Raw genomic sequence first — 14,773 nt, 5'->3', positions numbered from 1 at the left:
TTCCCGCCGGACGCGCGTTACGGCTTCGCCGGAGCGGCCGTCAGCTGCGACGGGTGGGTGGGCACCTGGATTTCACCGGAGACGACCTTGGCGCGCAGCTCCTCCACCTTCTGGAGGGCCTCGGCCTTGCCCGGGAAGTCCACGCGGACGGGAGCGTAGGTGACACCGCCCTCCTTGAGGCCCAGCGTCACATCACCGCCCTCCAGCTTGCCCTGGGACAGGTCGCGCACGGCCTCGTAGACGCCCAGGTCCACGCGCTTGAGCATGGAGGTCAGCACGGCCTCCGGGGCCAGGTGCGACTGATCCGAGTCCACGCCGATGACGAACACCTGCTTGCCGGCGGCGCGCGCCTCCTTCACCGCCTGGATGACGCCCAGGCCATCCGAGCCGGCCGCGTGGTAGACGACGTCCGCGCCCTTGTTGACGAGGTCCTGGCCCACCTGCTTGCCGGCGGCCACGTTGTCGAAGGTGCCCGTGTAGTTCACCAGCACGGTGGCCTGGGGCTTCACGGCGGCCACACCGGCGCGGAAACCCGCCTCGAACTTCTTGATGAGGGGCACCTCCATGCCGCCCACGAAGCCCACCTTGTCGTTCTTGGAGGCCAGGGCCGCCAGCGCGCCCACCAGGAAGCTGCCCTGCTCCTCGCGGTACATCACCGTGCGCACGTTGGGCAGCGTGTAGACCTTGCCGTCCGCGGACACCAGCGGGCTGTCGATGAGGAGGAACTTCGCGTCCGGGTTGCGCTTCGCCACCGTCTCCACGGCGTTCTCGAGCATGAAGCCCACGCCGATGGCCAGGGACACGCCCTCGTCCACCAGCGTCTGGAGGTTGGGCTCATAGTCCTCGGGGACCTTGCTCTGCAGCACCACGGGGGTGGCCCCCACCGGAGAGATGCCGCGCGTGGCCAGGTCCTGCGCGAGCGTCTCCTTCAGCTCCTCCGGGGTGGCGTCCTTGTAGCTGCCCCCCTCCATCTTCTTGCCCGCGCCCCACAGCTCCAGCCCGCGCAGCGCCGAGTCGTTGAAGGAGTGGTCACCGCGGCCTCCCACGTCCGTCACCAGGCCCACCTTCAGCGTCTTCGCCTTCGGCGCGGTGGCGGCCGGAGCATCGCTGGGAGCGCCCTCCGGCTTCGCCGCCTCCTGCTTCTTGCAGGCGGACACGAGCACCAGGGCGGACAGCAGGGACAGTCGCAGGAAGGGGCGGGAAGTGGCCATGGCGCGGGCTGTAGCAGAGCCGCGCCCGCCCCTCAAGTCACGCCCCGGGAGACGTCAGGCCAGCAGGGCCGCGCCGATCAGCCCGCTGTCGTCACCCAGCTCGGCGTCGGAGATGAGCAGCCCCTCGCGCGAGGTGGTGGAAGCGAACGCCTGCACGCCCTCCACCACGCGCCGCCGGATGCCGGGGCAGTGCGTCAACACGCCACCGCCCAGGATGAGCCGCGCCGGGTTGAGCACCGTCACCTGGTTGGCGATGGCGATGGCCAGCATGAGGCTGGCGCGCTCGTAGATTTCACGCGCCTCGGCGTCGCCCGCGTCCGCCGCCTGCTCCAGCGTCACCGGCGTCACCCGGGCCGGGTCTCCACCCGTCAGCTCCATCAGCACGTGCGAGCGGCCCGTGGCCAGCAACTCGCGCGTCTGCGCGATGAGGTTGTGGCCACCCGCATACGCCTCCAGGCAGCCCAGCTCGCCGCAGCCACACCGGCGCCCGTTGGGCACCACCTTGATGTGGCCCAGCTCGCCGGCCACACCGCCGCCGCCGGTCACCAGCTTGTTCCCGGCGATGATGGCGCTGCCCACGCCCGAGCCCACGAACACCGTGTACATGTCCTGCGAGCCGCGGCCCGCTCCGGCGTTGAGCTCACCCCAGGCGGCGGCCGACAAGTCATTCACCACCCGGACGGGGTAGCCCAGGCGCGTGCGGAGCAGCTCCCCCAGCGGCACGTTGCGCCAGCCGAGGTTGGGCGCCACGGCCAGCACGCCCGACTCCCCATGAATCTGTCCGGCCGCGCCCACGCCACACCCCTGCACGGGCATGCCCGCCGCGTCCACCGCGGCCTTGGCGGCGTGGGCAATGGACTCCACCACCGCCGAGGGGCTGCGCTCGCCGAGCGCCATCTTGGCGGAGGCGATGATGGTGCCCTTCGCATCCACCACCGCCGCGCGGGCGAAGGTGCCTCCCAGGTCGATTCCCAGTGTGGGCATGCATGTCCTCCGGTCGGGCAATCAGCCCTTGAGCTTGGAAACGAGCGACGAGACGAGCGCGGCCACTTCCTTGCGCCGGGCCTCGTCCTTGAAACTCCCGTCCGCGTTGAAGGCCTCCGTGGCCCGCGGCAGGTGCACCTGGGTGGGCAGCACGTGCGCGCCCGTGGAGGCCAGCACCTGCCGCAGGTGCGGCTGCATGCGCGCGGTGCCGAAGACGCCCGGCGTCGCCCCCATCACCGCCGCCCACTTCTCCGTGAAGAGGCGCTCGGGCGGACGCGACACCCAGTCGATGAGGTTCTTCAACCCGCCCGGGATGGAGGAGTTGTACTCGGGGCTGGCGATGAGCAGCCCGTTGGCACGGGCCAGCCGCTCCCGCAGGTCCTTCACCAGCGGAGGCCAGCCCTTCGCCTCCACGTCCTGGTCATAGATGGGCAGCTGCGTGAGCACCTTGGGGTCCACGGCATCGACCTCGGCGCCCTGCGCACGGGCTTCCGCTACCGCGAGGTCCAACAGCTTCTTGTTGAAACCCCCCGTGCGCGCGCTGCCGCACAGGGCCAGGATATGGGGAGTCGCCATGGGGGCCCTCTCTAGCTCAGGCGACCTCGCGCTGCACCTTCTCCACCGTGCCCTCGATGAGCTGGCGGATCTCCTCCAGCCGCTCGGGCGTCTTCGCCTCGAAGCGCAGCACCAGGATGGGCTGGGTGTTGGAGGCGCGGATGAGGCCCCACCCGTCCGGGAAGGTCACCCGCACACCGTCCACGTCCACCAGCGAGTGGCCCGCCTTGCGCAGCGTCTCGGTGGCGCGCTTGACGATCTCGAACTTCTTCTCCTCCACCGTGTCCACGCGCAGCTCGGGCGTGGCGAACGTCCTGGGCACGTCCCCGAGCAGCTCGGACAGCTTCGCCTTCTCGTGGGTGAGAATCTCCAGCAGGCGCGCCGAGGAGTAGATGGCGTCGTCGAAGCCGAAGTAGCGGTTCTTGAAGAAGATGTGGCCGCTCATCTCGCCGGCCAGCTCCGCGTGCTCCTCCTTCATCTTCGCCTTGATGAGCGAGTGGCCCGCCTTCCACATCACCGGCTTGCCGCCGTGCTTCGCGATGTCGTCGTACAGGGTGTACGAGCACTTCACCTCGCCGACGATGGCGGCGCCCGGGCTCTCCTTCAGCACGTAGCGGCTGAAGAGGATCATGAGCTGATCCCCCCAGAGGATGTTGCCCTGGTCGTCCACCACGCCGATGCGGTCGCTGTCGCCGTCATAGGCGATGCCCACCTCGGCCTTCTCGCGCTTCACCGCCGCGATGAGGTCCTGCATGTTCTCCACCACGGTGGGGTCCGGGTGGTGGTTGGGGAAGGTGGCGTCCATGTCGCAGAAGAGCGGCACCACCTCGAAGCCCATGCTCTCGAAGAGCGGCACGCCCACGGCGCCGCCGGTGCCATTGCCGGCGTCGATGACGATCTTCATCCCCTTGCGGCCCACCTTCACCGTCTGACGGACGAAGTGGTAGTAGGGCGTGTGGATGTCGAAGGGGCTGACGACGCCCGGCGTGGCGGCCTTCTCGAAGTCACGCGCCTCGATGAGCTTGCGCAGCGCCTGGATTTCAGGGCCGTGGAAGGTCGTCTTGCCGGCGCCAATCTTGAAGCCGTTGTACTCGGGCGGGTTGTGGCTGCCGGTGATCATCGCCAGGCCGTCCACCGGCAGGGTGTTGGCGGCGAAGTAGGTCAGCGGCGTGGGCACCACGCCCACGTCGAGCACGTTCAACCCGGTGGAGGTGAGGCCACGGCAGAGGGCGTCGCGGAAGCGCGTGGAGGACTCGCGGCAATCGCGGCCCACCACGATGGAGCGTCCACCCTTGCGCCGCACCACGGTGCCGAGTCCCTGGCCCAGCAGTTCCACCACCTCGACGGTGAGGTCCTTGTCCACCAGGCCACGGATGTCGTACTCGCGGAAGATATGCGCGTTCATGAGGCTGTTTCCTGATGCCCTCGAAGGGGGAGGCGGGGTCGAGGGCGGCGCACTGTATACACAAGCCCGGGGCGGGGGGGTATTCAAGCGGAGCCCCTGCCCCCCACTGAAAGCCCCCCTCCCCGGGGGTCCGGGGAGGAACGGGCCGCCCCGCCGGGGTGCACCCTCCGTGTAACCCCTCGTGACTTTGCGTGGCCCTGGTCGTGTTGCGCATGCTCCCTCTCCCTCTGGGAGAGGGCGGGGGGTGAGGGTCGTCCCCTCGATACCCATCCGCTCGCCCGAGCCCGGGGGGGTGCAGGTGTACGTCAGCTCCAGCCCACCGAGGACCGCCAGCTGCCGCAGCACCGCCTCCGGCACCGCCGGGAGCCGCCTCCGGTCCGGCAGTGAGTGAAGAACCATGTGAGGAAAAGCCTCTACGCGCTCTGGGTGTCCGCCCCCGTGGAGGGGAACTTGAAGGTGGCGGTGGCGCCCAATCCCAGACCCTCGCTATCCAGCGTCAGCTTGCCGCCCATGAGCTGCGCCGCGAGCGCGCTGGAGTGCAGGCCGATGCCATGGCCTTCCTTGCGGGTGGTGAACCCCTGGGTGAAGAGCCGCCCGTGCACCTCGGGGGCGATGCCCCTGCCATTGTCGATGACCTGGAAGAACACCCACTCCCCTTCCGCATACAGCCGGATGTGGAGCCGGCGTTCCCCCGGGATCACCTGCTCCATGGCCTGCCGGGCGTTGCTGATGAGGTTGAGGAGGATCTGCAGCAGCCGGTGCCTGTCCACCTTCATCCTGGGCAGCGGCGCCAGCGTCTTCATCACCCGTACGCTCCACTGTTGCAGGACGCCCGCCTGCAGACGCAGGACCTCGTCCAGCACCTCGGACAGGTCACACTCCTCCACCAGCAGCGTGGCCTTCGCGTAGGCCTGCTGCATCTGGATGATGGTGCGCACCCGATCGACGTTCTTCGCCAGGTCCTCCATGCCCCGCTGCAGGGAGGCGCGCTCCTGGACCAGCTCGCCCGCGAGGCCGGAGAGGTAGGTGAACAACTGGAGACCGCGGGGATCCTTCGTGAAGAAGCCGGCGAGGTCATCGCGGTGCCGCGCCATCAGGTCGACCACCTGCTCGACACGGCCCATGCGCGAGGTCTCCACCGTGCGGCGCAGGGCATCGCTGTCCACCACGAGGCTCGTCAGGGCATTGCCCACGTCATGCAGCACGCTGGAGGCGACCTCGGCCTTGCCCACCATGCGCGCCGTCTCCACCAGGTTCGCCTGGGCCAGCTTCAGCTCGCGCGTGCGCTCCTCCACGCGGGACTCCAGCGCCTCGTTGGCCTCACGCAGGGCGGCCTCGGCCTGCCGCACCTCGGAGTAGAGCCGCGCGTTCTCCATGGAGATGGAGGCCTGGGAGGCCAGGTGCTGCAACAGGGTGATGCGGCTGGGATTGAAGGCCTCGGCCGTGAGGGCGTTCTCCAGGTACAGCACGCCGTAGAAGGCCTCCCCGCGAGTCAATGGCAGACACAGCACGGAGCCCGCCTGGCTGGAGATGCCGGCCGGGCCGGAGGAGAAGGCGTGGGGTTGGGAGGTGTCCTCGATGAGCACGTGCTCACCGGTGCGCCGCACGTAGGTGATCAACGCCCAGGGCAGCCGCCAGGAAGCCTGCTCCGGGGACACCGCGCGCACCGCGCCCTCGGAGGACTGCGCCTGCGCCGCCACCGTCAACGTCTCGCCCTGCAGCAACAGGAGGGCGCCCCGCTGGGCCCCCGCGTTCTCCATGGCCACACGCATGAGGGTGCCCACCAGCCGCTCCAGGTCCATCTCACTGGAGAGCGCCTGCTGCGCCTTGACGAGGCTGAGCGCGTCCAACAGCTTGGAGCCCGTGTCATAGCTGGTGGTGCCCTGGCCACTCAGGACGAGCCGGGAGATGTCCGGCCACTGCTCGTCCAGGTGCCGCACCTTGCCCTCGGCGCCCCACTGCAGATAGGCGTCGCGCGCCTGGCGGGCATAGGCCAGGGCGATGAGCGGGATTCCCGCCTCCTTCCAGAAGTGCGAGGCCAGCTCGCTCGCCACGGCGACGTCGTGGATGAGGCCATGCTCGCGGGCGGCGTCGATGGCCTCCTCGTAGCCGCGCAAGGCCAGCTCGAGTCTCCCGTGCAGGCGGTGCAGCTCCGCCGCCACCATCCGCTCGGCCGACCGGAACGTCTCCGGACAGCTCGTGGCCCACTCCTCCAGTTGCCGCCGGTGCTGTTGGATGTCCTTGAGGTACTGCTCCCGCAGCGGCGGCGAGGCCTCCCGGCAGCACGCCGCCAGGCTCAGCGCCCTGTAGAGGTGATGGTCCAGCAGTTGGATGCGGCCGAGCACCGCCCAGAGCATCCCCTGGGCCTTGTCCGCCGCCTGGCGCGCCTCCTCGTAGGCGCCCGCCATGAAGCGGGAGCGCGTCTTGATGACGGGATACGAACACTTCAACGGGGCCATGCCGGTGACCAGCAGGCGCTCGATGTCCTCCTCCCGGAACCCCTCCCCGTTCAGGGTGCCGAAGGACTCGGTGAGCCCCCGCATCTGCCGCGAGAAGGCCCGGAGGAGCCCGGTGATGTTGCTCGCGTCCCGGAAGCCGGCCCTGCGCGCGAACTCGGCATGGGTGGCGGCCTCGCGCTCCACCTCGGCCAGCTCGGCGCCCATGGAGAGCTGGAGCCAGGAGACGAAGATGCAGCAGTAGCCGGCGATCTGCATGTCCCCCGACAGGAGCGCCTGCTGGAAGGCCTTCTGGTAGAGTTCCTTCGCCTCCCGCAGCGGCCGCACCCAGAGGCTCACGTGGCCCTGGGTGAAGAGGACCCGGGCCCGGTAGGCGGAGATGTCGTTGCGCTCGACGAAGGCACACGCCAGCCCGCCAAAGGCATATCCCCGGTGGGGATCCTTGAAGAGGCAGCTCGTCACGAAGCCATACCAGACATAGGCGGACGCGGACTCGTGGGTGCTGCCATGGCGCAGCGTCAGCGCCACCATGTGGCACAGGTGCAGGGCCAGGAGCGTCTCGCTGGTGAAGAAGGCCGGAGCGAACAGGGCCCCGAGCAGCCCCATCACCGTCTTCACCTCCGGGTCCGTCATGGTGGGCAGCTCGATGAGGCTCTCGATGGAACGGCCGCCCAGCAGCGACTCCACCTCCCGCCGGGCGGCGGTGACCTCGTCCCAGGTGGGCCGCGCGGGGATGCGGAGCCCGAAACGCGCCAGACACTCCAGCAGACAGACGGCGGCGGCCTCGGGCTGGTTGGCGATGAGGAGGATGTTGCTCTCGAGCCGGTAGACGGCCGCCAGCTCCTGGTGCGAGAGCGGCCTCGCGCGAAGCTCCGCGACGATGCGGCGGGCCTCGGGGCCATTGCCGCTCATCAGCTCGCTGCTGGCCTGTCCCAGGCGCAGCTCGAGGGCCAGCTCGGGCGCCGTCTCCCACAGCTCCCCGGGCATCAGCCGCAGGGCCATGGCGAAGTAGCCGATGGCCGAACGGTGGGCGCTGGAGGATTGGGCGCGGAAGCCCGCCTCGGCGTTGAGCCGTGCCAGCCGGGCACGCTCCTGCTCGTCCCCCATCAACTCCACGCCCGCGTTGAGCTGCCCCACCACGTCGAAGAGACGCTCGCGCAGCTCGCCGGGCGAGAGGCGGCCCCACAGCAGCCTGCCAATCTCCAGGTGGATGGCCTTGCGCTCCGGCTCGGATAGCAGGGCGTAGGCCGCCTGCTGGATGCGGTCATGCAGGAAGCGGTAGTGCTGGGCGCCACTCCGCATCACCAGCTCTTCCTGGAGCGCCGGCTCCAGGCCGAGCTCCACCTCGGAGACGTCCTGCCGGGTGAGGAGGGCCAGGTTCTCCAGCGGGAAGGTGTTGCCCACGCACGCGGCCAGGCAGAGCAGACGCTGGACCGGCGCGGGCAGCTTGCGCAACCGGCCGGACATGAAGTCCACCACGTTGTCCGCGTAGGCCATGGCCCGCGCGGCGTCCGCGTTCCACAGCCATCCCCCCCGTGGCACCCGCTCCACCAGCCCATCCTGGTAGAGCGTCTGCAGGAACTGGAGGAGGAAGAAGGGATTGCCTCCCGTCCTGGACTGGAGGAGCTCCGAGAGCGGCTCGAGGAGCTCCTGGCTCGCGCCGGGCAGGGTATCCGCCACCAGTTGCCGCGTCTGCGCGGGCGAGAGCGGCCCCAACTGGAGGTCCGCGAACCGGGCCCCCTCCTTGCGCGCCTCCTCCAGCACCATCGCCAGCGGGTGCGCGGTGTCCACCTCGTTGTCCCGGTATGCGCCAATCAGCAGCAGGGGCGGCGTGTCCGGATGGGTGCTCAGGAACTTCAGCAGTTGGAGGCTGGCGAAGTCCGCCCACTGCAGGTCGTCCAGGAAGAGCACCAGCGGCCGCCCCGAGGAGGCGAACACCCCGAGGAAGCGCTGGAAGAGGCGGTTGACGCGGTTGCGCGTCTCGGCGGGCGGAAGCTGCGGCGCGGCGGGCTGCTTGCCCACCACCCTCTCCAACTGGGGCACCAGGTCCACCAGCACCTGGCCGTTGCCCTCGAAGGCCTCCGTCAGCCGCTGACGCCAGGCCGCCACCTCCTCGTCACTGCCCGCCAGCACCTGCTGCACCAACGCCCGCATGACCTGGGCCAGCGTGTCGTAGGGCACGTCGCGTTGCAGCGTGTTGAACTTGCCGCGGAGGAAGAAGCCCCGGCGCTCCAGCACGGGCCTGTGCAACTCCTGGACGATGGAGGACTTGCCGATGCCCGAGTAACCCCGCACCAGCACCCACCCGGGCCGTCCACCCCGCGCCACGCTCTCGAAGGCGCCCAGCAGCGTCCGCACCTCCGCTTCGCGGCCGTAGAGCTGTTGCGGAAGCTGGAAGCGGGCGGGGAAGTCCTGGAGGCCGAGCGGGAAGTCCTCGCTCACGCCCCGCCGCAACGCCTCGTGGCACCGCTCCAGGTCCGCCTTCAGTCCCTCGGCGCTCTGGTAGCGCTCGTCCGCGGCCTTGGCCAGCAGCTTGAGCACCACCGCCGAGAGCATGGGCGGAATCGTGGACTCCCACTGGCTCGGAGATACGGGCGTCTGGGAGATGTGCGCGTGGAGCCACTCCAGGGGATCCTTCCCCCGGAAGGGCAGACGCCCCGTGAGGAGCTGATAGAGCGTCACGCCCAGCGAATAGAAGTCCGTGCGGTAGTCCACCACCCGGTTGATGCGCCCCGACTGCTCCGGGGACATGTACGGCAGCGTGCCTTCCACGAGGGAGACAGTGGCGCCCTCCACGTGCTCCACCTGGCTCAGCGTGGCGAGGCCGAAGTCGATGAGCCACACCTCCCCTCCTGGAGAGCGGAGGATGTTGGCGGGTTTGATGTCCTTGTGGATGACGCCGCGGCGGTGCATCTCCGCCAGCGTGGCGGCCAGGGAAATCGCGATGGAGAAGAAGTCGGCGAGAGCCAGGGGCTGGCCCAGCTGCTCCGAGAGGGCCTTTCCCCCCACGTCCTCCAGCAGCAACACCGGCCGCTCCCGGAGCACCTCACAGCCCCGGGCGGCGAGCACTCCGGGCGTCCCCCGCAGGCGCTGCAACACGTCGTACTCACGCTGGTAGCGCGCATGCTCGCGGGGGCCGAGGTGCTCGTTGCGCGGAGTCTTGACGATGACGGGTACCGCGTCAGCCTCGCGCAGCGCCTGGAACAGCAGGCTGCTGCTCGTCATCTGGAAGAGGCCGAGGAGCTTGTACCCGGGGATGTCCATCATGGTGGTACGGCGGGTTTCTAACACCTCGCCAGAACCTCCCAAAGACGGGCAGCCCGCCGTCGCGCGCTCGACAGCGCATGGCCCACTCGGGGTAGGAGTCCATCCCCCGCACCGTATGGCTTCAGCCTACGGGAACTCCCTAACCGGCGCGCTCGCGGGACTCCTGCTCGCGATCGAAGTCCACGAGGGCCTGGATGATGCGCTCGCGGGAGTCGGTGAGCAGCAGGTAGCGCGCGTAGTCATGGCCCCGGGCGAGGTGCTCCAGGACGGGGTAGACGGGCCGCGTGCGCGTCCAGAAGTCCTGGCCCAGGAAGATCATCGGGCTGATGACGCCCACGGTGTTGTAGTGGTTCTGGCAGGCGTCCTGGAAGATCTCCTGGATGGTGCCGGCGCTGCCCGGAGAGTAGATGACGCCGCCCCTGGCGATGGTGAGCAGACCCTCCTCTCGCACGCTGTTGGCGAAGTACTTGGCGATGTGCGTGGCGAAGGGATTGGGCGGCTCGTGGCCATAGTGCCAGGTGGGGATGCCCAGGCTCTCGCTGACGACACGGTCCGCGTCACGGAGGGGCCAGGTGGCGCGCACCTCGAAGGCCCGCGAGAGCCACTCGCGGTCCCTGTAGCTCGGGGCCTTGGCGAGGAGCTCGAGGGCGGCCGACAGCTCGGCGTCTGTGCGGCGGGCGAACCAGGCGCCCACGTGCGTGGCCTCCATGGCGCCCGGCCCGCCACCGCTCACCAGGAAGAAGCCGAGGCGCGCCAGCTCGCGGGCCAGCTCCGCGACCGCCCGGTAGTCTGGCTGACCCCGGAGCATGGAGTGGCCGCCCATGATGGCCACCACCCTGCGCGGCCGGCCCTGGCTGTGCTGCGCGAGCACCTCCTCCATGGCATCGGTGACGGCATGGTCGTGGAGCCGCTGCGCCAGCGTCTCCAGCAGCGAGGGGGAGTTGGCCGCTCCGCGCGAGTTCCAGTGGGCGTAGATGCGGGCGTCGGGCGTGTCGGCGTAGCTCTCGGGACGCGCGGGGTCGAAGCCCGCGTACAGCTCCTCGGGAGAGTAGAGGCCGCCCCGGTAGGGCGAGTAGGGCAGCCCCGAGAAGGGAGGGAAGACCATGGCCCCGTGGGCAATCACGGCCTGCAGCGCCTGCGTCTCGAGCTGGCAGCCCAGGAAGACGGTGCCCGTGAGGTCCGCACCCAGCAGCACCCGTGACTGTTTCGTCAGGTCCAGCCCTTGAAGGATGACGTTGGCGAGGCTCTTGCCGCCCGACAGGTGCTGCTCGAATGCCGCCAGGGTTTCAATCTCGACCACGAGGAACTCCCGAAGATGAAGGGGGCTTCGAACATAGCAAGTCCGAGCGTCTGGCAGACTCGAACCATGCCGAGAATGCTCTCCGTCTGGGTTCCGATCACTCTGCTGCTCACGCTCGCCTGCGCGACGGTCCCGCGTCCCACGCCACCCGTTGCCCGGCAACAGCCCCACGTCATCACCCTGCACGGCGACACGCGCCAGGATGAGTACTTCTGGCTGCACGAGAAGGACAACCCCGAGGTGCGCACCTACCTCGAGGCCGAGTCGGCCCATGCCCGGGCCTTCATGCAACCCACCGCGAACCTCCAGGAGCGGCTCTACCAGGAGATGCTCGGGCGCATCCAGCAGACGGATGCCAGCGTCCCCTACTCCAAGGATGGCTACCTCTATTACTCGCGCTCGGAACAGGGAAGGTCCTACGCCATCCACTGCCGCAGGCATGCCAGCCCCGGCAGCCCCGAGGAGGTGCTGCTCGATCTCAACGTGCTCGCCGAGGGGCACCGCTACTTCAAGCTCAAGGAGTTCCAGGTCAGTGACGATGGCCAGCGGCTGGCCTTCTCCGCCGATACCAGCGGAGCGCGCGATTACACGCTCTACATCAAGGACCTGCGCTCCGGCGTGCTCCTGCCCGAGCGGCGCGAGCACGTCGATGACGTGGCCTGGGCCGCCGACAACCGCACCCTCCTCTACACCACCGAGAACGCGGCGAAACGCTCCCACCAGCTCTGGCGCCATGTGCTCGGCGAGGAGCGGGACACCCTCGTCCACGAGGACACCGATGAGCGATTCAACGTGAACCTGTGGCGCTCGCGCTCGCGCGAATACTTCATCATCCAGAGCCGCAGCCGCGACACGAGCGAGGTGCGGGTGCTGCCTGCTCACGCCCCCGATGCTCAACCCCGCGTGGTGGCGCCTCGCGAGCAGGGCCACAAATACTCCGTGGACCACCGGGACGGGCTCTTCTACATCCGCACCAACGCCGGAGCCCCCAACTTCCGGCTCGTCACCGCCCCGGTGAACGCTCCCGGGCCAGAGAACTGGAAGGAGTTCCTGCCCCATCGCGACACGGTGATGGTCGTGCAGTTGGAGGTCTTCTCCAACCACCTCGTCACCCGCGAGCGCGAGGGAGGCCTGGAGCACCTGACGGTGACCGACCTCGCCTCGGGGGAGCGCCACCGGGTGGCCATGCCCGAGCAGGTGTACGAGGTGGAGTTCGCCCAGAACGAGGAATGGAACACCCGGAGCCTGCGCTTCCGCTACGAGTCCCCCATCACGCCGGCCTCGACCTTCGACTACGACATGGCGACGCGCGAGCGGGTACTTCTCAAGCAGGAGACGGTCCTCGGAGGGTACGAGCCCTCGCGCTACACCACGGAGCGCCTGCACGTGACGGCGGCGGACGGCACGCGCATCCCGGTCAGCCTCGTCTACCGCAAGGATTTGAAGAAGGACGGCAGCGCGCCCATGTACCTCAAGGGATACGGCGCCTACGGAGCCACGCCCTCCCTGGGCTTCTTCGCTAATGACCTGTCCATGCTCGACCGGGGAATGGTGGTGGCCACCGCCCACGTGCGCGGCGGCGGGGAACTGGGCGAGGCCTGGCACGACAGTGGCCGCCTGCACCGGAAGATGAACACCTTCACCGACTTCATCTCGGTGGCCGAGGCGCTCATCGCCCAGGGCTACACCTCGAGGGAGCGGCTGGCCATCTGGGGCGGCAGCGCCGGAGGGTTGCTCGTGGGGGCCGTGCTCAACCTGCGCCCGGACCTCTTCCGGGTGGCCCTCGTGCACGCGCCCTTCGTGGACGTGCTCACCACGATGCTCGACCCGTCACTGCCGCTCACCGTCCCCGAATACGAGGAATGGGGCAACCCCACGCGGCCCGAGGATTATGCATACATCAGACAGTACTGCCCCTATACCAACGTGAAGGCACAGGCCTATCCGGCGCTCCTGGTGATGGCGGCGCTGAACGACAGCCAGGTGATGTACTGGGGGTCCGCCAAATGGGTGGCCCGGCTGCGGGCCCACAAGACGGGCTCCCGTCCCGTGCTCCTCCAGATGGACATGGCCGCGGGACACACGGGCGCCTCCAGCCGCTACGACCAGCTGCGCGAGACGGCCTTCACCTTCGCCTTCGTCCTCACGCAGCTGGGGATGGAGCGCTGACAGGATTCAGCAGCTACTGCTCAGCCTGCATGAGCGGATAGAGGGCTCGATGATTCACGTTCTCCTGACACACCGCCAGGTGAGGCTTGCCTCCGATGGTGATGAAGGCGTGCCTGGTGGAGGGTGGCGTATTCGCGAGCCATGACTCCGCATCTGCTTGCGTATCGAATGCGGCCACAGCTGGGGGCAGGCCCTCCTCCAGATGACTTCCGATGAACTCCTCAAGGGTCGGAATCGGAAGAAAGCCAGGCTCCCTCCGCTCGCGGCTCCGCTTGACGGAGTGGTACTGGTTCCCGATCAACACCCTGGCCCCATAAGGTGGAACAAGTTGCTCATCCAGCCATGTCTCCGCTTCGGAATCCGTTTTGAAGGCAGCGATAACGGGCGGGAGGGTGTCGGTCTCCCAGTAGCGAGGATACTCTTCAAGTCCCCTCTTCTGGCCGGAGACCTCGATGAACGCGAGTGCGTCCATGACCGCGAGGAGAATCTCCTTCTCCTCGACGGAGGAGGACTCCCTTCGGATGCGTTCGAGGAGTTCTAGGACCTGAACAAACGAAGGAACAGGTGGATGGCCGGAGGGTCTGCTCGTGCGGAATTCGTCGAAGCGATAGAGCTGGCCAGTGAAGTAGATGAAGGCAACCGCGCCATTCGCAACATCGAGGAGCCCGCGTTCCTCCTCGGACAGACCGTCCTCCTGATATCTGCCGAGCAGCGGCATCGCGTCGCCCGGAAAGCATTCGATGATCATGGGATGGACTCCTCGAAATCAGGCGCCGAGAGAGCGCCGGAGGATGCGACGAAGAGAAAGGGCGCGAGGATGATGACGCCTCCGCCCGAGAAGGCCACGGCGAAAGCCACCCCAGCGATGACAATGACGGAACCGGCCAGGAGTTCTGTCCTGTGGCGCTTCACCCACTCGACGGCGGCATCAATGGAGACGAACCTGTGAACGCGTGCGCCCTTGCGTTTGACTTCATCCCAACAAGCGTTCCGCTGTGCCGCGCATGTGTCACGCAGTATCTGACCTTCCCCAGCTTCTCGCCGTACTAGGCGATGTAATGCTCCCAGTCTGGGGGAATTGAGCTCCTCATGCACAACTCCCAGCACTTTTCATAAACAGCCTGACATTTATCGCCCGTCACGCGGTTGCCAGAACGCCGGCCCGCGAGCACGACCATGCCGTCGAGGTCAGCGCTACTCGCCGCACTCGAGTATTCGAGTATTCTGGCAGCTCGAAACTGGATGTTGGACTCCAGGAGTGCGTTACCTGCCCGTCCGGTGCCTCCTGGATGACGAGTACGTATCTGGACAGAGTCTCAGGGCCCACTGGCCCTGGTACTGGGTTCATGGGCCGGGTCACACCGCAAGAGACAAGGAGAAGGCTGAGGCTCGATGCGACGAGCCTCTGAAGTGCTGTGATCTGGAT

At 68.2% G+C, this 14,773-nt stretch carries 8 protein-coding genes; 1 reads left to right on the top strand and 7 read right to left on the bottom strand.

Annotated elements, in window-relative coordinates; all coding sequences use genetic code 11:
• Window positions 1–17: 17 nt before the first annotated feature.
• From Q664_RS48745 to Q664_RS48720, 6 genes are all read right to left on the bottom strand, one after another.
• Window positions 18–1,211, bottom strand: a complete 1,194-nt coding sequence (locus Q664_RS48745; RefSeq protein ID WP_043413524.1) for a BMP family lipoprotein — start codon at window positions 1,209–1,211, stop codon at window positions 18–20.
• A gap of 54 nt (window positions 1,212–1,265) precedes the next feature.
• Window positions 1,266–2,195 carry an ROK family protein gene (locus Q664_RS48740; RefSeq protein WP_043413522.1) on the bottom strand — a complete coding sequence of 310 codons (930 nt, stop codon included), beginning with the start codon at window positions 2,193–2,195 and terminating at the stop codon, window positions 1,266–1,268.
• 21 nt (window positions 2,196–2,216) lie between these two features.
• Complete coding sequence (locus Q664_RS48735) at window positions 2,217–2,771, bottom strand: NADPH-dependent FMN reductase (RefSeq protein ID WP_043413519.1); 555 nt, start codon at window positions 2,769–2,771, stop codon at window positions 2,217–2,219.
• A gap of 16 nt (window positions 2,772–2,787) precedes the next feature.
• Window positions 2,788–4,155, bottom strand: a complete 1,368-nt coding sequence (locus Q664_RS48730; RefSeq protein ID WP_043413516.1) for a phosphomannomutase/phosphoglucomutase — start codon at window positions 4,153–4,155, stop codon at window positions 2,788–2,790.
• A 413-nt stretch (window positions 4,156–4,568) separates the two neighbouring features.
• Entirely contained in the window at window positions 4,569–9,878 is a 5,310-nt protein-coding gene (locus tag Q664_RS48725) for a trifunctional serine/threonine-protein kinase/ATP-binding protein/sensor histidine kinase (protein WP_043413513.1), read from the bottom strand.
• Between the two features lie 139 nt (window positions 9,879–10,017).
• Window positions 10,018–11,178, bottom strand: a complete 1,161-nt coding sequence (locus Q664_RS48720; protein WP_043413510.1) for an LOG family protein — start codon at window positions 11,176–11,178, stop codon at window positions 10,018–10,020.
• A gap of 66 nt (window positions 11,179–11,244) precedes the next feature.
• On the opposite strand from Q664_RS48720, the gene Q664_RS48715 reads away from it, so the two are divergent.
• Entirely contained in the window at window positions 11,245–13,347 is a 2,103-nt protein-coding gene (locus tag Q664_RS48715; RefSeq protein WP_200883881.1) for a S9 family peptidase, read from the top strand.
• A 13-nt stretch (window positions 13,348–13,360) separates the two neighbouring features.
• Here Q664_RS48715 and Q664_RS48710 read toward each other — a convergent pair whose 3' ends face one another.
• The gene (locus Q664_RS48710; protein ID WP_052519653.1) at window positions 13,361–14,095 is read right to left on the bottom strand and encodes a hypothetical protein; all 735 of its coding nucleotides are present in this window, start codon (window positions 14,093–14,095) and stop codon (window positions 13,361–13,363) included.
• Window positions 14,096–14,773 lie beyond the last annotated feature (678 nt).

This window comes from Archangium violaceum Cb vi76 (assembly GCF_000733295.1).
Taxonomy (GTDB): Bacteria; Myxococcota; Myxococcia; order Myxococcales; family Myxococcaceae; genus Archangium; species Archangium violaceum.
The sequence above is the reverse complement of the archived record's forward strand: the minus strand, read 5'-3'. Positions and strand labels throughout refer to the sequence as shown.